The following is a 21,378-nucleotide window of genomic DNA, read 5'->3' on the forward strand; positions in this document are numbered from 1 at the left end:
GCGGCCGTTTCATAGCCCGGCGAGCGGCCGTTTCGACAGCCCGGTGAGCGGCCGTTTTGGAGCCCGGCGCACCTGATCAATAGGATCCGGCGATGATCACAAGAAAACGGCCGGCGGCAGGAGTGTGCGCCCTGCTCGCCGCCCTGACGGCCGGGATCGTCTTCCCGGTCGCGGCGGTCGCCGGTGAACCCACGAGCGGCACCGCGCCGCAGGTCGATCTCGTCCTCGACGTGAGCGGCTCGATGCGGACGGCGGACATCGACGGCGGCACCCGGATGGCGGCGGCGAAGCGGGCCTTCAACGAGGTGCTGGACGCGACGCCCGAAGAGGTCCAGCTCGGCATCCGGACCCTCGGCGCCAACTACCCGGGCGACAACCAGAAGACGGGCTGCAAGGACACCGCGCAGCTCTACCCGGTCAGCACCCTGGACCGCACCGAGGCCAAGACGCAGGTGGCGACCCTCTCGCCCACCGGCTGGACCCCGATCGGCCCCGCACTGCTGAAGTCCGCCGGCGACTTCACCGACAGCGCCTCCTCCAAGCGGATCGTGCTGATCAGCGACGGTGAGGACACCTGCGCCCCGCTCGACCCGTGCGAGGTGGCCCGTGAGATCGCCGCGAAGGGCATCGGGCTGACCATCGACACCCTCGGTCTGGTCCCGAACACGAAGATGCGGCAGCAGCTGAGCTGCATCGCGGAGGCGACCGGCGGTACCTACACCTCCGTCGAGCACGCCGACGAACTCACCGACAAGGTCAACCAGTTGGTGGACCGCGCGGCCGACCCGGTGGTGACGCCGGTGGCCACCGAGGGTGCCGGCTCCTGTGCCACGGCACCCACGCTGAAGTCCGGGCTGTACACCGACCGCGAGGAGTTCACCCAGCAGCGGTGGTACCGGGTGGACGTCGACCCGGGCCAGGAGCTGCGGGCCTCGGTGAGCGTCGGCGCCGACCGGGCCGTTAACCCCTCGTACGGGGTGCTGCTGCGGGCGGTCACCGTGCACGGGCGCGAGATCGTGCGCGGCGAGGGCGCGGGCAACGGCCGTACGGACGTGCTCTCCACGGGGCTCAGGTACCCGAAGGCGGAGAGCGACGACGAGGACGCCCCGGCCGAGACCGTGTGCCTCCAGGTCACCAACTCCTTCTCTGCGGCCTCCGGGGTGAAGACCACTCCGGGTCTGCCTCTCGAACTGACCGTCGACATCGTGGACGGGCCGTCGAAGGCGAGCGACGTGGCCTCCTTCGGCCTCGGTCGCGGCTGGTGGCTGCTCGGCGCGCTGATCCTGGCCGGCTTCGTCGCCGGCCTGCTGTGGGGTTGGCTGTCACGCTGGCGGGTCGCGGTCTGGAGGACCAACTGATGCGGATCACACGCGCGTTCAGCGCTTCCCTGCTGATGCTCGGGCTGGCCGTCGCACCGGCCGCGGCCGACTCCTCGCCGACGCCCACGGGTTCGGCCTCGGCGGACGGTGACGCGCCCACCCAGGCGGGCACGTCCTTCCGTACGGCGACCGAGGTCGAGCAGGGGCAGACGGCCACGGCGAGCGGCTCCACGGGCGACTACCTGTACTGGTCGTTCCCCGCGGACGCCGGCCAGCGCCCCACCGTGAAGGCGACGGTGAAGCTGCCCGAGACCCAGGCCGCGCAGACCTGGCAGATCGACGTGTACGACGGCCTGCGCCGCCGCCAGTCGTGCCAGTACGGCGCGCAGACCCGTACCGCCGCCGCCGGGGGCGCCTCCTCGGTGGAGCTGGCCTGCACGCTGCGCACGGTCCGCGCCTGGTCCGAGACCTGGGCCAACGACCCGCTGCCGGGCACGTACTACGTCCGCCTGACGGCCGTCGGTCTCACCACGGCCGACCTGGGTCTCCCGGTGAGCACCGAGGTACGGGTCGACTCCAAGGACATCGGCGGTGCCGCCGCGGTGGACGGTTCGCTGGCCGAACCGCTGGTGCCGGGCATCGCGGTGAAGTCCCAGGCGGAGAAGGACGGTTCGGAGGACTCCTCCGCCGTCCTGTCCGCCATCGAGCCCGAGGACGGCTGGTCCTCCGGCTGGTGGTCCGACCGGTGGGTGTGGACCGCGATCGGAGGTGCGCTCGCCGCGCTGGCGGGTGTCGGCGGGTACGCGCTGACGCGCGGGCCGGGACGGCCGCACCGGGTGCCGCCGAGCGCCTGACGCTCCGTCGAAGGCCCGCCGTGCTCAGGTACGGCGGGCCTTTCTCATGCCTCCCGCAGCATCTTGGCGATCGTGCCGTCCCCGGTCACCTCGACCCGCCCGTCCCGCACCGCGTCCGGCAGGCTCAACTCCCCCCGGCTCAGGGCCCCGCAGGTCTCGACGTCCAGGACGAGCCGGGCGTCGGGCTCCCCGGGGGCCGGCCCGTCGCCGTACGCGGGACCTTCCTGCGCGCCGACGTACACATGGAAGTCCCCCTCCTCCAACCGCACTTCGACCAGCCCCTCCCCCGTCAGCGAGCGCAGGAGCGGCAGCGCGAACCAGTGCGCGCGGACGGCGTCGGTGGGCCGCCGTTCGCCGAGTTCGGGCCCGCCCCAGGCACCGAGGGCCTGGAGCACCGGCAGCAACTCCCGTCCACGCTCGGTGAGTTCGTACACGTAGGCCGCGCCCGGCGGGGGCAGCCGGCGTCGCGTGGTCAGGCCGTCGCGCTCCATGTCCTTCAGCCGTGAGGCGAGTACGTCCGTGCTCACGCCGGGCAGGTCGGCGTGCAGGTCCGTGTAGCGGCGCGGACCGGCCAGCAGTTCCCGGACGATCAGCAGGGTCCAGCGGTCGCCCACGACGTCGAGGGCACGGGCCGCGGAACAGTACTGGTCGTAGCTTCGGCGAGGTGACATGCGACGCAGTCTAGACAAGTTGTTGGACTTTCCAAGCTCCTGCTTGGTAAAACCAAGCAACACAGGAAACCGGAGAGGCAGCAGCGCATGGAGTTCCGGCAGTCGAGCAAGCTCAGCGAGGTCTGTTACGAGATCCGCGGCCCGGTGATCGAGCACGCCGACGCACTGGAGGAGGCGGGCCACAGCGTGCTGCGCCTCAACACCGGCAACCCCGCGCTGTTCGGCTTCGAGGCGCCCGAGGAGATCCTCCAGGACATGATCCGGATGCTCCCGCAGGCGCACGGCTACACGGACTCCCGGGGCGTCCTCTCCGCCCGCCGCGCGGTCGCCCAGCGCTACCAGACCCTGGGCCTGGAGGTCGACGTCGACGACGTCTTCCTCGGCAACGGCATCTCCGAACTGATCTCGATGGCCGTACAGGCTCTCGTCGAGGACGGCGACGAGATCCTCATCCCCGCCCCCGACTTCCCCCTCTGGACGGCCGTCACGACCCTCGCCGGTGGCAAGGCGGTCCACTACCTCTGCGACGAACAGGCCGACTGGTACCCGGACCTGGACGACATGGCCTCGAAGATCACCGACCGCACCAAGGCCGTCGTCATCATCAACCCGAACAACCCCACCGGCGCGGTGTACCCGAAGGAGATCATCGAGGGCATCCTCGACCTCGCCCGCCGGCACGGCCTGATGGTCTTCGCCGACGAGATCTACGACCGGATCCTGTACGACGACGCCGTGCACCACTCGGTCGCCGCGCTCGCCCCCGACCTGGTCGTCCTGACCTTCTGCGGCCTGTCGAAGACGTACCGGGTGGCGGGCTTCCGCTCGGGCTGGCTGGTGATCACCGGGCCCAGGCAGCACGCCAGGAGCTACCTGGAGGGCCTGACCATGCTGGCCTCCATGCGGCTGTGCGCCAACGCGCCCGCGCAGTACGCCATCCAGGCCGCGCTCGGCGGCCGCCAGTCCATCCACGAACTGACCGCGCCGGGCGGCCGGTTGCACGAACAGCGCGCCGTGGCCTGGGAGAAGCTCAACGAGATCCCCGGTGTGACGTGTGTGAAGCCGAAGGGCTCGCTCTACGCCTTCCCGCGACTCGATCCCAAGGTCCACAAGATCCACGACGACGAGAAGTTCGTCCTGGACCTGCTGCTGCGCGAGAAGATCCAGGTCGTCCAGGGCACCGGCTTCAACTGGCCGACCCCGGACCACTTCCGCATCCTGACGCTGCCTCACGCGCAGGATCTGGAGGCGGCGATCGGGCGGATCGGGCGGTTCCTGAGCGGGTACCGGCAGTAGCTCGTGATGTTGGCGGGATTCACGGTCGGCGAGAGCGGGGATGTCATAGAGTGCGGCCACTGATCCCGGGGGCCGGGGGGATCGGGGGATGGGGGAACCCCAGATGTTCTTGTCTCGTCGGCGTGCGTCGGGCACGCCCTCGGCCTTACGGGGCCGCCTCACACTGCTGACCCTGCTCGTGGTCCTCGCGGGCAGCCCGTGGGTGCAGCGGCCGCTCTCGGACTACTACGTCAAGAAGTTCTACGTGGAGCTGTCCGACGACAAGGTCCTGCGCTGGCTGGTGGAGGCCGCGTTCCTGCCCCGCTGGGAGGTGTCCGCCGAACGCTACGGCGGCACGTCCTCGCTGGTCGTGAACGACCTCGCCGTTCTGGTCCTGCTCGCGGGGCTCGCGTTCTTCGCCAAGCGGCTGTCGGCCGGGCGGGCGCGGGGCCCGCTCCGCTGCCTCGCCGCGGGTGTGCTGGCGTCGGCGCTGGCCAACCTGGCGTGGTGGGGCATGCACGAGGCGTTCGCCGACGACGTGCCGCTCGCGCCGGCCGACACGCTGGCGAAGGACCTGCTGCGCGGCGCTCTCCTCTTCGGCCTCGCGGTCGGCACGCTGCTCGCCATCCTGATCGCCGGTCTGCCGGGAACAGTCAAGGGCTCGGTGGGCGCCGTGACGGCGCCGCTGCGCCGCTGGAGAGAGGGAGGGCTCGGCATGACGACCGCGCCGGTCCACATGCCGGTCGGGAGCGCGTCGGGTGACGTCACCCGGTATCTGTGCGCCGCCGCCTACGTGGACGAAGGATTCGCCGACCGGGTGGTGGAGGGAGTCCTGGCCGACGAGGCCGGCGCGGTGGCCCCCTCGCCCGACGTCGACCTGGTGACGGTCGTACGGCACTGTCTGACGGCACAGGAGATGCGGCACCGCCGCGATCAGCGGCTGACCGGCGCGTTCGCCCTCGTGGCCGTGTTCGCGCCGCTGTGGCTGCTGTTCGTCTCGCTGTTCCTGTCGATCACCCGGCAGGCGGGCGGGCGGCCCAGCCTGGCCACCCGCGGCCGGCACCAGCCCGAGGGCAGGGTGTTGGTGGGCACGGCCGTCGCGGCGGGCATCGCGGTGCTCCTCGCGTTCTGCTTCGGTGTCGCCCTCTCGTCGCTGCCCACCCCCGCGTTCGTGAGCTGGCTGCTGGGGTCCTACCTGGCCGGGGTGCCGGCCGCGCTGGTGTCCGTCACGGCGATGGCGCTCGCGTACATGACGGTCGTCCGCCATGATCTCGCCGTCGACCGGCTGCTGCGCACGACCATGACCCGCGAGGCGTTCTCCCGGCAGCCCCGCCCCAGCGTGCCGCCGCGCAAGTGGATGGCTCAGCGGCTCAGGGCCATCCGGGAGGCGCAGGACGGGAACGTCACGGTGTACAGCGGGTACACGCCCTTCCTCGGCTATGCGTCGGCCGCCTCGCAGTGGTCGATCGCCGTGCCGCTGCTGCCCGCCGAGAATCCCGCCGGAAGGGTTTCGCGGCCCGCCGGGCCGGAGCCGTTCACCGTCACCGAACTCGTCGACCACGCACGCGCGCGGTTGCGGGCGGCCGCCACACGTGGCGTGGTCGACGCGGCGGCGGACGGTGAGGCTGCCCTCGGCTCCCTCGTCGTGGAGGACCGGGTCTTCGCGAGCGGCACGGCCGTCGGTGACGACGAGCGGTTCATCCGGGCCACGAGCCTCGCCCCGGTCGCCCGGCTGTCGGCCGACCAGGTCGAGCGGATCATGGAGCGTCCGACCGGTGCCGTCCGGCACTGTCTGGCGATCCATGTGCCGCTGTGGGGCGGGGACGTGGTGCCGACGGTGTTCCTGCACTTCTCGACCGAGGGCGGAACGCTCCACCTGCACTGCAGCAACCACGTGCTCGGCCCGGTGAGAGCCGACTACCACGTCGTGGACCGGCTGCGCGGCCCCCTCTCCCCCGCCGCACGGCGGGGGCTGCTGCTGGACGCCGTCCCCGGCACCGGCAGGGCCTTCTTCGCCGCCCCGTCCCGGGCGCTGCGGCAGGCCCGCTTCGAGGAACGGCACAGCAGACGCATGGTCGACGAGCTGAAGGCCCTGGAGCAGGACCCGGGCTACGACTTCGGCGCCCGCCTCAGCGTCCGGGAGCTGGCGATGAGCCCGAACTACCAGAACTACTTCCAGGTCGTGGACGCCGCGCGAATCACGTCCCTGGTGGAGCGCCACACCCTCGCCATGATCCGCGAGTTCCTCGACACGCGCGGCTACGACATCACCGACTTCCGCGCCCAGCAGCAGACCATTCTCAACCAGGGCCTCATCCAGCAGGGCGGCACGAGCATCATCGGCAACCAGGCGATCGGCACGGGCGCGACCGCCCACCAGCACGTCCCGCAGCAGTCCGGCGCGGCCGCGCCCGCCGCCGGCTCCGGCAAGTAGGAGGTCCTCATGACGGGCGACGACGGACGACAGGACCCTCCGGTCAACAACGGCCTCATGATCAGCGGCGGCACCCACTACGTCGGCAACCAGGCCGTGGGGCACCGCGCCCAGGCGTTCTCCGGTTCGGTCTCCTTCCCGCCGCAGGACGCCGAGCGCACCGCCGAACTCCTCGCGTACGTGGAGCGGTTGCTGGAGGAGCACCGGGCGGCGCTCGCCGATCCCGACGCGAGCAGCAGGGAGCTGCGCCGACTGCGCGAGGAACTCGACGAGGCCGAACCGCAGCCGACGGTCCTGCGCCGGGCCCTCGACCGCCTCAACGAGTTCGTACAGCCGGTGACACCGCTCGTGGTCGCGGTGGGGCAACTCGCTCAGTCGGTACAGGGCCTGCCGGGGCTCTGAGAGGCAGGGACCGGGAGTCAGGGGGCGACCGTCCGGCCCAGTCCGTCCTGCGGGGCCCGGGAGCCGTGTGGCACGGTGCTGGGAGGCGAGCGGGAAGGCTGCGCGCATGGGTGATCTCTTTCTGGTCCGGCACGGGGAGACCGAGTGGTCGCGGTCCGGGCGGCACACCGGCTGGACGGACGTACCGCTGACCGAGCGCGGCCGGGAGGAGGCGCGCCTCCTGGTTCCGCTGATCCGCTCCCACCGCATCGGCGCCGCCTTCGTCAGCCCTCTCCAGCGGGCCCGGGAGACCGCGGAACTCATCGGGCTGCACGACCCGCGGGTCGACGTCGATCTGCGCGAGTGGGACTACGGCGGCTACGAGGGCGTCACCACCGTCGAGATCCAGCGCGAGCAGCCGGGCTGGTTCCTGTTCACGGACGGGGTAACTCCTGGCCCGCCCGACCACCCCGGGGAGAGCCCGGAGCAGGTCGGCGAACGGGCCGACCGCGTGCTGGCCAAGGTGGACGCGGCGCACGCGAACACCGAGGGGTGCGTGGTGCTGGTGGCGCACGGCCATTTCCTGCGCGTGCTCACCGCCCGCCGGCTCGGCCTGCCCCCGTCGGCCGGGGCGCTGTTCCAGCTGGCCACGGGGACGGTCTGCCGACTGGGGACCGAGCACGGGCGGCCGGTGATCGCCGGGTGGAATGTCAGACCCTCGTCGTAGCCTTCGAAGCGGACGGGGTCGGTGATCCGTACGGCCGTCGTACGGGCCCCTTCCGTGGAAGGAGCACGCCGTGACGCGACCGCCCACCGCCGCGCAGCGGCGTGTCATCGACGCCGCCGATCCCGTCACCGGGCGGCTGCGGGGCAGCGAGGCGCAGCTGGACGCGCTGGTGAAGCGCGGGCTGGCCTTCCGGCATCCGCGGCCGCCGCACGATCACTTCCTGACACCGGCCGGGCACCGCGTCCGGGAGACGGTCGAGAAGGAGCCCGAACCGGCCACCGAACCGGCCACCGGTGTGTTCGCCGCGCACATCGGCGGCACGCAGGAGGCCGCGGACACCGGTCCGGCCCGGGTGCGTGAGGTGCACAGCGCCTGGCAGGGGCTGCTGGAGCTGCGCCGGATGACCAACCCCGACGGCGCCACGGACCGGCCCTGCGGCTGGGAGCGCGCCCACCTGGTACAGGCGGCCGCGCTGGCGCTGGAGGCGGCCGGGCACGCGCCCGAAGCGGGGGGCTCGCCCGGCTACCGGGTGCGCGCGACCCCGCAGCCCGAGGCCGTGGCGGTGCACGCGCCGGACGGCGAGGCACTGCGGACCTGCGCGATCACCCTGGAGGGGGCCGGCTGGCAGGTCGGCGAGTACACGCAGCCGCGGACCAGGGCCCGGTACCTGCTGGCCTCGCCGCGCCGGGTGTAGGGGGCACGTGTCAGGATCGGGTCCAGCAACTGCCGTGGTGTGAGAGGGGATTGACGTGAGCGAGCCGTTTTCCGTGCCGGTGACCGTCCGCGGGTACGAGACGGACGTGCAGGGCCATCTCAACCAGAGCGTGTACCTCAACTACGCGGAGCACGCCCGCTGGTCGCTGCTCAGGGCCGCCGGGATCACCCAGGCCGAGCTCATCGGCAGCGGGGTGGGCCCGGTGGCACTGGAGACCACCATCCGCTACCTGCGCGAGCTGCTGGCGGGCGACGAGGTGGAGGTGACCTGCGGATTCGAGTGGGGCGAGGGAAAGACGTTCCGAATACGGCAGACGATCCGCAAGAAGGACGGCACGGTGGCCGCCGAGATCACCGCGGTCGGCGGGCTGATGGACCTCCAGGAGCGGCGCCTGGTCGCGAACGCGGGCGAGGTGCTCAAGGGCCTGGCCACGGACCCGAGCCTGCTGTAGCTCAGGCCGGCTCGGGTTCCCGCTCGGCGTCGTAGGTGGCCCGCGCCTCGGCGATGTAGACCCTGTTGCGCTCGGCCCAGTCGGTCAGGCGTTGCAGGGTCTCGTGCAACTCGCGGGCGACCGGGGTGAGTTCGTACTCGACCCTGGGCGGCACCGTGGCGTACACGGTGCGGGTGACGAGGCCGTCGCGCTCCAGGTTGCGCAGGGTCAGGGTCAGCATGCGGCGGCTGATGCCCTCGATGCTGCGCTCCAACTCGGTGAAGCGGATGGGCCCGTGGGCGGCCGCGACGAGGATCTGGACGCTCCATTTCCCGGAGACCCTGTCAAGAACTTCCCGCACCGGGCACGCGTGCGCGTTCACGACCTGGACGGTTACACCGGTGTTCCTCTGGGACATCCAACTGCCTCCTTACGCCGCTCTCCATGGTCACTGACGATGTTCCCCGTTACAAGTCGTGCACCAAAGCCAGGTGCCGGAACCCACGGAGAATGCGGAGGCCCGCCGCCATGACGGCCGTTGTCGAGACCCCGACGCGAACACTGCACCGAACCTACTCCCGCTGGACAGCCCTGGTCGTCCTGTGCGCGGGAACGCTCATGACGATCCTGGACGGCAACATCGTCACGGTCGCCATGCCGGCCATCCAGAGCGACCTCGGCTTCTCGGGGCCCGGTCTCGCCTGGGTGGTCAACGCCTATCTGATCCCGTTCGGCGGCCTGCTGTTGCTGGTGGGCCGGCTCGGCGACCTGGTCGGCCGCAAGCGGATGTTCGCGGCGGGGCTGGCCGTGTTCACGGCGGCGTCCGTGCTGTGCGGGGTGGCCACCAGCCAGGGCGTGCTGATCGCGGCGCGTGCCCTGCAGGGCGTGGGCGGGGCGATGACCTCGGCGGTGGTACTCGGCATGCTGGTCGCGCTGTTCCCCGAGCCACGTGAACAGGCCCGGGCGATCGCGGTGTTCAGCGCGGTGGGTGCGGCGGGCGGGGCGCTGGGCACCTTCCTCGGCGGGGCGCTGACGCAGGCACTGAACTGGCACTGGATTTTCCTGATCAACCTGCCGATCGGGATCGTCGCCCTGCTGGCGGCGGTCCGGGTGCTCGACGCGGAGGACGGGGAGGGCCTGGGCCGGGGTGCGGACTATCCGGGGGCCGCGCTGGTGACGGGGGCGCTGATGCTGACGGTGTACGTGATCGTCGGATCCGGCGACCGCGCGCCGCTCACCACCCTTCTCCTGGCCCTGGCCGCTGCCGCCCTGTTCACGGGGTTCATCCTGCGCCAGGCGCGTGCCGCCCGCCCGCTGCTGCGGCTGCGGCTGTTCGGATCCCGGCTGCTCTCCGGCGCGAACGTCGTGCAGATCCTGATGATCGCCACGATGTACGGCTTCCAGTTCCTCGGCGCGCTGTACGTCCAACGCGTCCTCGGGTTCGGCGAGTTGCTCACGGGCACGGCGTTCCTGCCGGCGCCGATCGCGATCGGGGTGCTGATGCTGGGGCTGTCGGCACGGACCATCGGGCGGTTCGGACCGTACCGGGTACTGCTGGCGGGGCTCGTTCTCATCGTGGCCGGGATGGCGCTGCTGAGCCGTGCGCCTGCCGACGGCTCGTACCTGGTCGACGTCCTTCCGGTGCTGCTTCTGCTCGCCGCCGGGTTCGCCGCCGCGATGCCCGCGCTGACCGGGCTCGCCATGTCGGGGGCTCGCGAGGAGGACGCCGGGCTGGCGTCCGGGTTGTTCAACACCACGCAGGTGGTGGGAGGTTCGCTGGGGCTGGCGGTGCTGTCAGTGTTGGCGGCGAGCCGGACGCAGGGGTTGCTGGAGAGCGGGACGGAACTGGTCGCGGCAACGGCACAGGGGTACCAGTTGGCGTTCCGGGTGGGGGCGGGGATCGCGACGGGGGCTCTCGTACTGGCCGCGGTGGTACTGCGGCCGCGGGCCGGCACGCGGGGCTGAAGGGCCTGCGGATGTGCCACGCCGTGCCGTCTCGCGGCTGCGCGGACCCACGCCGTGACCGCACCCACCGGGGGGCGCGGAGAACTGCGCGCTCCGCCCCCACCGGCCCGCGGCCAAGATGCGACCGTCAGCCTCCGCCCCCGCTGAACGCCCCCTTGTGGTCCTGCGCCCACTCCCTGTACGTCCGCGCCGGGCGCCCCAGTACCTCCCTCACATCCGGCGTGACCACCGCGTTCCCGCCCTCCTCCACGAAACGGATGCTCCGCAGCATGCCCTCCGCCGACTCCTCGCTCCAGCCGAAGGCGACCAGCCGCTCACGCGTCTCGGGCGGGGTCAGGTCACGGAGTTCCACCCGGCGGCCGAGCACCTCGCCCAGCACGGCCGCCTGGCCCTGGGGGCTGAGCGTGTCCGGGCCGGTCAGGGTGTACGTCCGCCCCGAGTGCCCCGGACCGATCAGCGCCGCGACCGCGATCTCGGCGACATCCCGCGGGTCCACGACCCCCTGCCGGCCCGAGCCCAGCATGTTCGGCACCGGCTCACCCGAGCGGAGCGCCCCCGCCCAGCTCACCGTGTTCGACGCGAAGGCCGAGGGCCGCAGGATCACCCACTCGAGGCCGCTCTCCCGGACCGCCTCCTCGCCGCGTCCATGTGCGATGCCGCCCAGGCCCGTCCTGGGATCCCCCGCACTGATCGCGGAAAGCTTCACCACGCGTCGTACCCCCGCCGCCCGCGCGGCCTCCACCATCCCCCGGTCGCTGTCGGCGTCGTCCGGGCCGAAGACGCCGACGAGGAAGGCGGTGTCGGCGCCCGTCATGGCAGACGCCACGGAATCGAGGTCGCGATGGTGCCCTCGGGCCGCCTCCACGCCCGGCGGCAGCTGGGCCCTCCCCGGGTCCCGCGTGAGTGCGCGCACCTTCTCCCCGTGGGCCACGAGCCGTCGTACGACATCACTTCCGATGGTGCCGGTGGCACCCGTCACAAGGATCATGACCACCACCGTGGGCCCCGCACCGGCCCGGACGATAGGAAATTCCGGCACGTTTCGCGCGGCCGAACCCCCCGGCCCCGCGCTTACCGTGGAGGCGTGACCAACTCCGTTTCCGGGCGGGCTCTGCGCACCCCCGACGAGCTGCGTCCGTGGATCGCCGGGATCAAGACGCTGGCCGTCGACGAGGCGGATCCGCGGGTGCCGTTCGTCCAGCTGCCGGATCCCACGACCAAGGTGATCGTCCGCAGTCAGGCGCAGGGCCGGCCCACCCTGCTGGTCTCCGGGCCCCGCGTCCGGGCCACGTACCACGCGGGCAAGCGGCAGGTGTCCTGCACGGAGGTCCGGCTGGCGCCGGGAACCGTCCGGCCCCTGCTCGGCGTGCCGGCCGTCGACATGGTCGGCCGGATCGTCCCGCTGGGCGCGCTGCCGGGCCGGACCGCGCGGCAACTGGCGTACGAGCTCAGGTGGCTGGAGCCCGAGGAGGTGGTCGCCCGGCTCGCGGGCGTCCTTCCGGACCGGCTGCCCACCCCGGCCCGCGGGACACGGACCGAGCTGCTGCGGGCCGCCGTCGCCGCACTGTCCCTGCGCTCGGGCCACATACCCGGTCAGGTCAGGGAAGTCGCCCGTGAACTGGCCGTCAGCGAGCGCCAGTTGCGCAACCTCTTCAGCGAGGGAGTCGGTCTCTCGCCCAAGCACTACGCCCGCATCGACAGGGTCCGCGCCGTGCTCGCCCACGCCACCGAGCTGGGCTCGGCCGAACTGGCCGCCGTCACCGGCTACTACGACCAGTCCCACATGACGTCCGACTTCCGCACCCTGATGGGCGTCCCGCCGCGCTCCTACTTCACCGGGCGGCTTCCCGCTCCCCGCTCCTGCCAGGTGGTCGACAAACAGTGACCCGATTCCACAGTGACCTGCCCAGAACCGCCGCCCGCCGCATCCTACTCGCCACCCTCGGATCCGGGGCGTTGAGCACCCAGTGGCTCTCCGCCGAGGCCCCGGACCCGACCGGGCTCGACAACCCGGTCAAGAAGGACCTCGCGATGCGGCTGGTGTCCAGCGCGGAGAACTCCTCGCTGGACTGGGAGGCGCAGTACGCGTACATCGAGGACATCGGGGACGGCCGCGGCTACACCGCCGGCATCATCGGTTTCTGCTCCGGTACGAGCGACCTGCTGGCGCTCGTCGAGCTCTACACGCGGCGGGTCTCCGACAATCCCCTGGCCCCGTATCTGCCCGCCCTGCGCGCGGTGGACGGCACCGACTCGCACGACGGCCTCGATCCGGGCTTCCCTTCGGCCTGGCGGGCGGCGGCGAAGACCTCCGCGTTCCGCCGGGCGCAGCGCGACGAACGGGACCGCGGCTACTTCGACCCGGCGGTCGCCCGCGCCAAGAAGGACGGCCTGGGCACGCTCGGGCAGTTCGTCCACTACGACGCGATGGTCATGCACGGGCCCGGCACCGACGCCCTGAGCTTCGGCGGCATCCGTGACCGGGCCCGCGAGAACGCGGACACCCCGGCCGACGGCGGCGGTGAGGTCGCCTACCTGCACGCCTTCCTGGACGCCCGGGTGTGGGCGATGAGGCAGGAGGCGGCGCACAGTGACGTGAGCCGGGTCGAGACGGCCCAGCGGGTCTTCTTGGAGCAGGGCAATCTCGACCTGGACACACCGCTCAAGTGGAAGGTGTACGGGGACGGTTACGAGATCGGCTGAGCAGGGACGGCCTCCATGGGGTGGGTGACGTCCTGGGCGTCCCCGCCCCGGCCAAGGTGGTTGAAGACCAGGTTCAGCGCCACCGCGGCGACGCAGCCGGTCGAGATCCCCGAGTCCAGGACGATCTTCGCGGTCTCGGGGAAGGCGTGGTAGAACTCCGGCGCGGTGATCGGGATGATGCCGACGGCGAGCGAGACGGCGACGATCAGGACGTTGTTGTCCTTGTCGAGGCCCGCCTTGACCAGGGTCTGGATGCCGCTGGCGGCCACCGAGCCGAACAGGACCACTCCGGCGCCGCCGAGCACCGGGCGCGGGACGACGGCGATCAGCGAGGCGGCCATGGGGCACAGGCCCATCAGCACCAGGAAGGCGCCGCCGGTGGCGACGACGTAGCGGCTGCGGATCCTCGTCATCGCCACGAGCCCGATGTTCTGGGCGAAGGCGCTGCACATGAAGCCGTTGAAGAGGGGGCTGATCGCCGAGCCGAGGGTGTCGGCGCGCAGACCCGCGGCGATGGTCCGCTCGTCGGCCGGGCGCTCGACGATCTCGCCCAACGCCAGCATGTCCGCGGTCGATTCGGTCATCGAGACCACCATCACCACGCACAGCGAGAGGATCGCGGCGAGCTGGAACTGCGGGGCGCCGAAGTGGAAGGGGGTCGGGAAGCCGACGACGGCCGCGTCGGTGACGGGTCCGAAGTCCGTGGCGCCGAAGGGGATCGCGAGGAGCGTGCCGGCCACCAGGCCGAGCAGCACGGCGACCTGCTTGACGAAGCCGCGCGTGAACCGGCGTAGGAGAAGCACGATCACGAGCGTTCCCGCGGCCAGGCCCAGGTTGGTCGTGGAGCCGTAGTCCCGCGCCGCGGGGTCGGGGCCCTGTGCCCAGCCGAAGGCGACCGGCAGGAGCGAGACGCCTATCAGGGTGATGACGGTCCCGGTGACGACCGGCGGGAAGAAGCGGATCGCCTTGCTGAAGAAGGGCGCGGCGAGGAAGCCGAGGAGTCCGGCGACGATCACCGCGCCGAAGATGACCGGCAGGGCGTCGGACTTGTCGTCCGTGGAGGCGACGACCGCGGTCATGGGGGCGACGCCGGCGAAGGTGACGCCGTTGACGAAGGGCAGCCGGGCGCCGATCTTCCAGATGCCGAGGGTCTGCAGGAAGGTCGCGAGGCCCGCGGTGAACAGGCAGGCGCCGGTGAGGAAGGTGAGGTCGGCGGGGGAAAGACCGATGGCGGCGCCGACGATCAGGGGCGGGGCGACGACTCCGGCGTACATGGCGGCCACGTGCTGGAGGCCGGTGGTCGCCATCTTCAGGGCGGGGAGCTTTTCGTCGACGGGGTGGACTGACACTGCGGCTCGCCTCCGGGCGGTTACACGGCTGCCGAGAAGCGGTGCCGTGGGTTTCATGGAGGTGGTGCGAGTGGTCGTGCGGGACCGGGAACGGAGACCGTTCCGGGGCGCGTGCGTCCAACACGCGCCCCGGGCACGGCCGCCGTGGAACCCGGAACCGGGGTCCACGGCCGCCGGCCGGGAGCCGTCCCTCCCGACCGGAGCTCTTGTGCGGTGGTGTGGTGAAGCGACCTGGTGCAGCGCTCGTGCGAAGTGGTCAGCCCTGCGCGGCGATTCGCGCCAGGCGCTGCGCCTGTTCCCGCGTGGAGCGCGCGACGGCGTCCTCGTCGACGTGCAACAGGCGGCCGTTCTCAACGATCTGACGGCCATTCACAAAGGAGGCCGTGACGGGCGCGGCCGCGCCGAAGACCAGCGCGGTCACCGGGTCGGCGATCGAGGCGTGAGCGAGGGTGTCGAGCTTCCACAGCACCAGGTCGGCGAGCTTGCCCGCCTCCAGGGAGCCGGTCTCGGCCGCGCGTCCCAGGACCTGGGCGCCGCCGTACGTGCCCAGCCGCAGGGCCTGCCGGGCGTTCAAGGCCGCTTCCCTGTGCGCTCCCAGGCGGTTGATGAGCAGGGCGTTGCGCAGCTCGGTGTGGAGTTCGCCGGACTCGTTGGACGCCGTACCGTCGACGCCGAGGCCGACCGGGACGCCGGCCGCCAGCATGTCCGGAACCCGCGCGATACCCGCGGCCAGACGGGCGTTGGACGAGGGACAGTGGGCCACGCCCGTCTTCGTACGGGCGAAGGCGGCGATGTCGGAGTCGTTCATGTGGACGCAGTGCGCCATCCACACGTCCTCGCCGAGCCAGCCGGTGGACTCGAAGTAGTCGGTGGGGCCCATGCCGAACAGTTCCTTGCAGAACTGCTCCTCCTCGACGGTCTCCGAGCCGTGGGTGTGCAGCCGTACGCCGAGACGGCGGGCCAACTCGGCGCCTTCCCGCAGGAGTTCGGTGGAGACGGAGAAGGGCGAGCAGGGGGCGACGGCGACCTGCGTCATGGCGCCGAAGGAGGAGTCGTGGTGCTCCTTGACGGTCGCCTCGGTCGCGGCGAGGGCGCCCTCCAGGGTCTCGACGGCGAAGTCCGGGGGCAGTCCGCCGTCCTTCTCGCTGCGGTCCATGGAGCCGCGGGCGAGGGTGAAGCGGACGCCCGTCTCGCGGGCGGCGCGGATGATCGCGCCGGACAGGTCGCCGGAACCGGCGGGGAAGACGTAGTGGTGGTCCATGGCGGTGGTGACGCCGCCGCGGGCCATCATCGCCAGGGAGCCCTGGGCGGCCGCGTAGACCATCTGCTCGTCGATCCGCGCCCAGGTCGGGTACAGGGCGACGAGCCAGTTGAACAGGTTGTGGTCGGTGGCGAGGCCCCGGGTGATCCACTGGTAGTAGTGGTGGTGGGTGTTGACCAGGCCGGGGGTCACGAGGTGGCCGGTGGCGTCGATCCGGCGGTCGACGTTCTCCAGGCCCTCGGGGGCCTTGCCCGCGCCGAGCGACTCGATGCGGTTGCCGGCGATGACGACGTGCCCGCTGGGGTGCTCGGTGTCGTGCGCGTCCACGGTCGCGATCGAACAGTTCTCGATGACGATGCGCCGGTCTGCTGCCATGGTTCGTCCTTTGCGCTGTGGTGGAGAGGGCACGGCAGGACCCCGGGAGTTTGAGTGCCGCGGCCGGAGAGCCCTTCCAGGGCCCTGCCCGGCCACGGGTGCCGCGACGGAGTTGCTAGAGGTTGGTGAGGTCCACCGGGATCCTCGGCTCGACGCCGTCCCGCAGGACGGTCGCCTCGATCAGTCCGTAGGGCCGGTCGGCGGCGAGGTACACCTCGTTGTCGTTCTTGAGGCCGAACGGCTCCAGGTCCACCAGGAAATGGTGCTTGTTGGGAAGCGAGAAGCGGACCTCGTCGATCTCGTCGCGGTTCTCGATGATCCGTGAGCCCATCTGGTACAGGGTCTGCTGGAGGGAGAGCGAGTACGTCTCGGCGAAGGCCTGGAGCATGTGCTTCTTCACCTGCTCGTAGGAGGTCTCCCAGTCCGGCGCCTGCTGCTGGTCGTCGGACCAGTTGAAGCGCCAGCGGGCGGAGACCTCGGTGGCCAGGATGCGGTCGTACGCCTCGGGCAGGGTCGTGTACTTGTCCTTGACGTAGCCCCAGAACTCGGAGTTGGTCGAGTTCATGACGGTCAGGTCCTTGAGCCCGGAGACGACCTCCCAGGACGAGCCGTCGTACGTGACCTGGGTCAGGCGGGTCTCCTGGCCCTGCCGGACGAAGGAGTGCTCCTCCTCGCCGGCCGCCTCGATCCGCTCCCAGGCGTACTCCTCGATGCGTATCCGCGCGGTCCTGATCGGCTCCTGCGAGGTCACGAAGTGCCGGGCGAGGTGGATGCCGAACTGCTCGGCGGACTCGATGCCGTGCTCCTTGGCGAACGCGAACACCGTGTGCTTGGTGGTGTCGGTCGGCAGTACGTTGGCGTTGGAGCCGGAGTAGTGGACCTCGTCCATGTCGCCGCTCAGGGACACCGAGACGTTGAGGTCCTTGATGTGATGGGTGGCGCCGTCCCGCGTGATCCTGACGACTCGGTTCTCGGCCTTGCCGTACTGGTTCTGTCCGAGGATCACAGGGTGGGCAGGGCGGGAATTGACAGTCATTTAGCTAGCTCCCTCGGTAAACGGAGTAGCCGAACGGGTTGAGCAGCAGCGGTACGTGGTAGTGCTCGCCGGGCTTCACGGCGAAGGTGATCGCCACCTCCGGAAAGAACGGACCGCTGTCCCGATTCGCGGGGGCGTCCTGCTGCGCATCGGCTTGCTTCTTCTCGAAATACGGCTCCACCGCGAAGTCGAGCCGTACGTGGGTGGTTTCCTCCGGCAGCGCCGGCAGGTCCTTGCACCGCCCGTCCGCGTCGGTCGCGCTGCCGCCGAGCGCCTGCCATGCGGCGTCCCGGCCGCTGCGGGCCGCGAGCTGGACGGCGACGCCCCCGGCGGGGCGGCCGATGCTGGTGTCCAGGATGTGCGTGGACACGGATGCGGTGGTGCTGGTGCTCATGTCGCTCAGTCCTCTTCGGCGATGCGGGCGAGCCGGATACGGTTGATCTTGCCCAGCTCGGTGCGGACGATCTCGCGTTCCCGCTCCGGCGAGTTGCCGATCCGCTCCTCGACCGCGTCGCGCATCTGCTCGCCGGTGCGACCGGTCGCGCAGATCAGGAAGACATGACCGAACCTCTCCTGGTACGCCAGGTTCAGTTCCAGCATCTGCGCCTTCAGCTCCTCGGAGGCGCCCGCCATGCCGCGCTGCTCACGGGCCGAGGCCGGGTCGCCGGGCCTGGGGCGGCCGATCGGCGGGTGGCCGGCCATCGCCTCGGCGAGGTCGTCGGCGGTCAGCTCGGCCATGGCGGCGTCGCTGGTGGCGTACAGGTCCTCCGCGGTCGCGTAGGGGCGGGCGGCGAGCAGACGCCGAGCCCACGCCGTCGAGGCGCACACCTCGAGGAGGACCGCGTGGGCCGCGTGCTCCTCCAGGACGTTGAACCGGGCCAGGCCGGGGGACGTGGAAGTCGAAGTCACGGGAGTCAGCTAACGCCCCCACGCGACATCGCGTCAACACTTTGTTGAAAATTCGGGGTTACGAAACCCGCCGGGGTTCGCTGCCTACGCTTTGTCCCGGTTCAGGTAGTTGTAGACCGTGAAGCGGCTCACCCCGAGGGCGCTCGCCACGGTCTCCACGCCGTGCCGTACGGAGAAGGCGCCGCGCGCCTCCAATATGCGTACGACCTCCTGCTTGGCCTTGCGGTCCAGGTCGGCGAGCGGCTTGCCCTGCTTGCGCTCCATGGCGGCAAGGATGTGATCGAGGGAGTCGGCGAGCTGCGGCAGTCGTACGGCGACCACGTCGGCACCCTCCCAGGAGAGCACGACATCCTCGGGGCCGGCCTCGTCCGGCGGGAGCAGCTCGCCGCCCATGGCGTCGACCAGCGGCTTGACCGCCGCGATGAACGGCTCGTCGGTGCTCACGCGCCGGCCTCCCCGACCACGTTGACCTGGAGGGAGATCCGGGTGGCGCCGGAGGCCAGGGTCCTGCGCAGCAGGGCGTCCACGGCGGCGAGCACCTCGTCGGCGCCGCCTTCCGCCGTGTTGCCGAACGGGCCGACGTCCACCGCGTCCAGTTCGGCCGCCTCGATGACCTCGCGGGCCACGAGCGCGTGCGCCGGGGCCTCGTCGAGGTCGAACGGCTCGGTCGTGAACTCCACTCGCAATCGCACGCGCACAACCTAACCCGCGGTGCCGATTTCCGGCGGGCCCTCTTGACAACGCCTTCGACCCGGCGGCAATCTTCCAATAAGCAGAAACTAACTTCCGCATCACGGAAACACTCGCCATGGAAGGGAGCGCCAGGACCCCATGGGATTCACGGAGCAGCGCTTCAACGTCAACCTGTCGATCCTCTTCACGGAACTCCCGCTCCTGGAGCGCCCCGCGGCGGCCGCCGCGGCCGGCTTCACCGCGGTCGAGCTGTGGTGGCCCTGGATCGACACCCCCACCCCCGAGCGGTCCGAGCTCGATGCCCTGAAGAAGGCGATCGAGGACGCGGGCGTCCAGCTCACGGGCCTGAACTTCTACGCCGGACGGCTGCCGGGCCCCGACCGCGGCGCCCTGTCGATCCCGGGCGAGGAGTCGGAACGGTTCCGCGCCAACATCGACGTGGCCGCCGACTTCGCCGGATCACTGGGCGCCAAGGCGCTCAACGCCCTGTACGGCAACCGCGTCGACGGCGTGGACCCGGCCGAGCAGGACGCGCTCGCGCTGGAGAACCTGGTCCTCGCGGCCCGCGCGGCCGACCGGATCGGCGCGATCCTCCTGATCGAGGCCCTCAACGGGCCGGAGTCCCCGCTGTATCCGCTGGTGAGCGCACCCGCGGCGGTGGGGATCGTCGACAAGGTGAACCAGGCGACCGGCCTGGACAACGCGCGCTTCCTGATGGACCTCTACCACCTGTCCATGAACGGCGAGGACCTGCCGGCGGTGATCGAGGAGTTCGCCCCGAAGACCGGGCACGTCCAGATCGCCGACAACCCGGGCCGCGGCGCGCCCGGTACCGGCTCGCTGCCCCTGGAAGACCTCCTCGACCAGCTGAAGAAGGCGGGCTACGACGGCTGGGTCGGCCTCGAGTACAAGCCGGGTGACCGCCCGAGCGCCGAGGCCTTCGACTGGCTGTCCCGCTGACCCCCCGTACTGAGAGGCACACCCCATCATGAGCAGTCTTCCCAAGATCGCCTGGATAGGCCTCGGCATCATGGGCTCCCCCATGTCCGAGAACCTGGTCAAGGCGGGTTACGACGTCACCGGCTTCACCCTCGAACAGGACAAGCTGGAGCGCCTGGCCGCCGCCGGTGGCACCGCGGCCGGTTCGATCGCCGAGGCCGTGCGGGACGCCGACGTGATCATCACGATGGTGCCCGCCTCCCAGCAGGTGGAGGCCATCGCGTACGGCCCCGAGGGCATCCTGGACAACGCCCGCTCCGGCGCCCTGCTGATCGACATGTCCTCGATCACCCCGCAGACCTCGGTCGATCTGGCGAAGGCGGCGAAGGACAAGGGCATCCGCGTCCTGGACGCGCCCGTGTCCGGCGGTGAGGCCGGCGCGATCGAGGCCGTGCTGTCCATCATGGTCGGCGGTGAGCAGGCCGACTTCGACGAGGCAGCGCCGATCTTCGACGCGCTCGGCAAAACCATCGTGCTGTGCGGTCCGCACGGCTCGGGCCAGACCGTGAAGGCCGCGAACCAGCTGATCGTCGCCGTGAACATCCAGGCGTGCGCCGAGGCCGTGGTCTTCCTGGAGAAGTCGGGTGTGGACCTGAAGGCCGCGCTGGACGTCCTGGGCGGCGGGCTCGCCGGCTCGACGGTTCTGACCCGCAAGAAGGACAACTTCCTCCAGCGCGACTTCAAGCCCGGCTTCCGGATCGACCTGCACCACAAGGACATGGGCATCGTCACCGACGCCGCCCGCAACGTCGGCGCGGCCTTGCCGGTCGGCGCCGTGGTCGCCCAGCTGGTCGCCAGTCTGCGTGCGCAGGGCGACGGCGGCCTGGACCACTCGGCGCTGCTGCGGGCCGTGGAGCGGCTGTCCGGCGCCAAGGTCTGACACCAGATCTGACACCAGATCTGACACCAGATCTGACACCAGGTCTGGCACCCCCCGAAGACTCCGGGCGGCGCCACCGCTGACATCTGTCCTGTCGCGCCCAGGCGGTGGCGCCGCCCGGAACCATGTCCACCCGTTCAGCAGCCTCGGGCCCTTCCATGCCGCCGACTCCGAGTACGGCCGACGCGGGGAGGTGCGCGAGGACCGATACTCCCTGACCGCACCCGACGCGCCCGGCGACCCGGATGAGGGGTGGTCGCCCGGTACCGGGTGCGGTCAGGGGAGGACCGCGGCGGCGTGCGAGCCAGTGCGGTGGTGAAGGGACCGGGCCCTCCTTCTTCGACCTGAGGGAAGGAGCGCGCCCCGGTTCCGTCGCTGCCGCCGCGGTCCCGGCAAGGCCGG

The 21,378-nt window shown here is 71.2% G+C and carries 23 protein-coding genes; 13 read left to right on the forward strand and 10 right to left on the reverse strand.

What is annotated here, in order from left to right:
- The first annotated feature begins 92 nt into the window (after nucleotides 1–92).
- The gene (locus ABZT02_RS37555; protein WP_356025941.1) at nucleotides 93–1,358 is read left to right on the forward strand and encodes a VWA domain-containing protein; all 1,266 of its coding nucleotides are present in this window, start codon (nucleotides 93–95) and stop codon (nucleotides 1,356–1,358) included.
- Nucleotides 1,358–2,173 carry a hypothetical protein gene (locus ABZT02_RS37560; RefSeq protein ID WP_356025943.1) on the forward strand — a complete coding sequence of 272 codons (816 nt, stop codon included), beginning with the start codon at nucleotides 1,358–1,360 and terminating at the stop codon, nucleotides 2,171–2,173. Before ABZT02_RS37555 ends, ABZT02_RS37560 begins: the two co-directional genes overlap by 1 nt.
- 44 nt (nucleotides 2,174–2,217) lie before the next feature.
- Here the strand turns inward: ABZT02_RS37560 and ABZT02_RS37565 are convergent, their stop codons facing one another.
- A complete protein-coding gene (locus ABZT02_RS37565) occupies nucleotides 2,218–2,844 on the reverse strand; it encodes a winged helix-turn-helix transcriptional regulator (protein WP_356025945.1) in 627 nt (208 codons plus the stop codon).
- Nucleotides 2,845–2,931: 87 nt separating this feature from the next.
- Here ABZT02_RS37565 and ABZT02_RS37570 point away from each other — a divergent pair, with 87 nt between their 5' ends.
- The 6 genes from ABZT02_RS37570 (at nucleotide 2,932) to ABZT02_RS37595 (ending at nucleotide 8,827) form a co-directional block, all read left to right on the forward strand.
- On the forward strand, nucleotides 2,932–4,140 hold the full coding sequence (locus tag ABZT02_RS37570) for a pyridoxal phosphate-dependent aminotransferase (RefSeq protein ID WP_356025948.1): 1,209 nt from the start codon (nucleotides 2,932–2,934) through the stop codon (nucleotides 4,138–4,140).
- 103 nt (nucleotides 4,141–4,243) lie between these two features.
- Nucleotides 4,244–6,553 (forward strand): hypothetical protein, encoded by a 2,310-nt coding sequence (locus ABZT02_RS37575; RefSeq protein ID WP_356025950.1) that lies wholly within the window; start codon nucleotides 4,244–4,246, stop codon nucleotides 6,551–6,553.
- A gap of 9 nt (nucleotides 6,554–6,562) precedes the next feature.
- A complete protein-coding gene (locus ABZT02_RS37580) occupies nucleotides 6,563–6,955 on the forward strand; it encodes a hypothetical protein (protein WP_356025952.1) in 393 nt (130 codons plus the stop codon).
- A gap of 106 nt (nucleotides 6,956–7,061) precedes the next feature.
- A complete protein-coding gene (locus tag ABZT02_RS37585; RefSeq protein ID WP_356025955.1) occupies nucleotides 7,062–7,661 on the forward strand; it encodes a histidine phosphatase family protein in 600 nt (199 codons plus the stop codon).
- 70 nt (nucleotides 7,662–7,731) lie between these two features.
- A complete protein-coding gene (locus ABZT02_RS37590; protein ID WP_356025957.1) occupies nucleotides 7,732–8,355 on the forward strand; it encodes a hypothetical protein in 624 nt (207 codons plus the stop codon).
- A gap of 55 nt (nucleotides 8,356–8,410) precedes the next feature.
- On the forward strand, nucleotides 8,411–8,827 hold the full coding sequence (locus ABZT02_RS37595; protein WP_356025960.1) for an acyl-CoA thioesterase: 417 nt from the start codon (nucleotides 8,411–8,413) through the stop codon (nucleotides 8,825–8,827).
- 1 nt (nucleotide 8,828) lies between these two features.
- Here the strand turns inward: ABZT02_RS37595 and ABZT02_RS37600 are convergent, their stop codons facing one another.
- The gene (locus ABZT02_RS37600) at nucleotides 8,829–9,224 is read right to left on the reverse strand and encodes a helix-turn-helix domain-containing protein (RefSeq protein WP_356025963.1); all 396 of its coding nucleotides are present in this window, start codon (nucleotides 9,222–9,224) and stop codon (nucleotides 8,829–8,831) included.
- A gap of 110 nt (nucleotides 9,225–9,334) precedes the next feature.
- On the opposite strand from ABZT02_RS37600, the gene ABZT02_RS37605 reads away from it, so the two are divergent.
- Complete coding sequence (locus tag ABZT02_RS37605) at nucleotides 9,335–10,771, forward strand: MFS transporter (RefSeq protein WP_356025966.1); 1,437 nt, start codon at nucleotides 9,335–9,337, stop codon at nucleotides 10,769–10,771.
- 127 nt (nucleotides 10,772–10,898) lie between these two features.
- Here the strand turns inward: ABZT02_RS37605 and ABZT02_RS37610 are convergent, their stop codons facing one another.
- Nucleotides 10,899–11,768 carry an SDR family oxidoreductase gene (locus ABZT02_RS37610; protein WP_356026138.1) on the reverse strand — a complete coding sequence of 290 codons (870 nt, stop codon included), beginning with the start codon at nucleotides 11,766–11,768 and terminating at the stop codon, nucleotides 10,899–10,901.
- 87 nt (nucleotides 11,769–11,855) lie between these two features.
- Between ABZT02_RS37610 and ABZT02_RS37615 the strand changes: the two genes are divergently transcribed.
- Complete coding sequence (locus ABZT02_RS37615) at nucleotides 11,856–12,656, forward strand: helix-turn-helix domain-containing protein (protein WP_356025968.1); 801 nt, start codon at nucleotides 11,856–11,858, stop codon at nucleotides 12,654–12,656.
- A gap of 71 nt (nucleotides 12,657–12,727) precedes the next feature.
- Nucleotides 12,728–13,474, forward strand: coding sequence for a chitosanase (locus tag ABZT02_RS37620; RefSeq protein WP_356026140.1), 747 nt, complete (start codon nucleotides 12,728–12,730; stop codon nucleotides 13,472–13,474).
- Here ABZT02_RS37620 and ABZT02_RS37625 read toward each other — a convergent pair.
- From ABZT02_RS37625 to ABZT02_RS37655, 7 genes are all read right to left on the reverse strand, one after another.
- Complete coding sequence (locus ABZT02_RS37625) at nucleotides 13,459–14,823, reverse strand: nucleobase:cation symporter-2 family protein (protein WP_356025971.1); 1,365 nt, start codon at nucleotides 14,821–14,823, stop codon at nucleotides 13,459–13,461. The genes ABZT02_RS37620 and ABZT02_RS37625 overlap by 16 nt on opposite strands.
- 256 nt (nucleotides 14,824–15,079) lie before the next feature.
- Nucleotides 15,080–16,459, reverse strand: coding sequence for an 8-oxoguanine deaminase (locus tag ABZT02_RS37630; RefSeq protein WP_356025973.1), 1,380 nt, complete (start codon nucleotides 16,457–16,459; stop codon nucleotides 15,080–15,082).
- Between the two features lie 115 nt (nucleotides 16,460–16,574).
- Nucleotides 16,575–17,495 carry a factor-independent urate hydroxylase gene (gene pucL, locus ABZT02_RS37635; protein WP_356025975.1) on the reverse strand — a complete coding sequence of 307 codons (921 nt, stop codon included), beginning with the start codon at nucleotides 17,493–17,495 and terminating at the stop codon, nucleotides 16,575–16,577.
- Nucleotides 17,496–17,499: 4 nt separating this feature from the next.
- Complete coding sequence (uraH, locus tag ABZT02_RS37640) at nucleotides 17,500–17,889, reverse strand: hydroxyisourate hydrolase (protein ID WP_356025978.1); 390 nt, start codon at nucleotides 17,887–17,889, stop codon at nucleotides 17,500–17,502.
- 5 nt (nucleotides 17,890–17,894) lie between these two features.
- On the reverse strand, nucleotides 17,895–18,404 hold the full coding sequence (uraD, locus tag ABZT02_RS37645; protein ID WP_356025981.1) for a 2-oxo-4-hydroxy-4-carboxy-5-ureidoimidazoline decarboxylase: 510 nt from the start codon (nucleotides 18,402–18,404) through the stop codon (nucleotides 17,895–17,897).
- Nucleotides 18,405–18,488: 84 nt separating this feature from the next.
- Nucleotides 18,489–18,797 carry a helix-turn-helix domain-containing protein gene (locus ABZT02_RS37650; RefSeq protein ID WP_356026143.1) on the reverse strand — a complete coding sequence of 103 codons (309 nt, stop codon included), beginning with the start codon at nucleotides 18,795–18,797 and terminating at the stop codon, nucleotides 18,489–18,491.
- A gap of 47 nt (nucleotides 18,798–18,844) precedes the next feature.
- Nucleotides 18,845–19,096, reverse strand: a complete 252-nt coding sequence (locus tag ABZT02_RS37655; RefSeq protein ID WP_355746640.1) for a hypothetical protein — start codon at nucleotides 19,094–19,096, stop codon at nucleotides 18,845–18,847.
- 139 nt (nucleotides 19,097–19,235) lie between these two features.
- Between ABZT02_RS37655 and ABZT02_RS37660 the strand changes: the two genes are divergently transcribed.
- Nucleotides 19,236–20,057, forward strand: coding sequence for a TIM barrel protein (locus tag ABZT02_RS37660; RefSeq protein WP_356025984.1), 822 nt, complete (start codon nucleotides 19,236–19,238; stop codon nucleotides 20,055–20,057).
- 28 nt (nucleotides 20,058–20,085) lie between these two features.
- Nucleotides 20,086–20,976 carry a 2-hydroxy-3-oxopropionate reductase gene (locus ABZT02_RS37665; protein ID WP_356025986.1) on the forward strand — a complete coding sequence of 297 codons (891 nt, stop codon included), beginning with the start codon at nucleotides 20,086–20,088 and terminating at the stop codon, nucleotides 20,974–20,976.
- Nucleotides 20,977–21,378: the final 402 nt, after the last annotated feature.

This window comes from Streptomyces sp. NPDC005402, assembly GCF_040606575.1.
Taxonomy (GTDB): Bacteria; Actinomycetota; Actinomycetes; order Streptomycetales; family Streptomycetaceae; genus Streptomyces.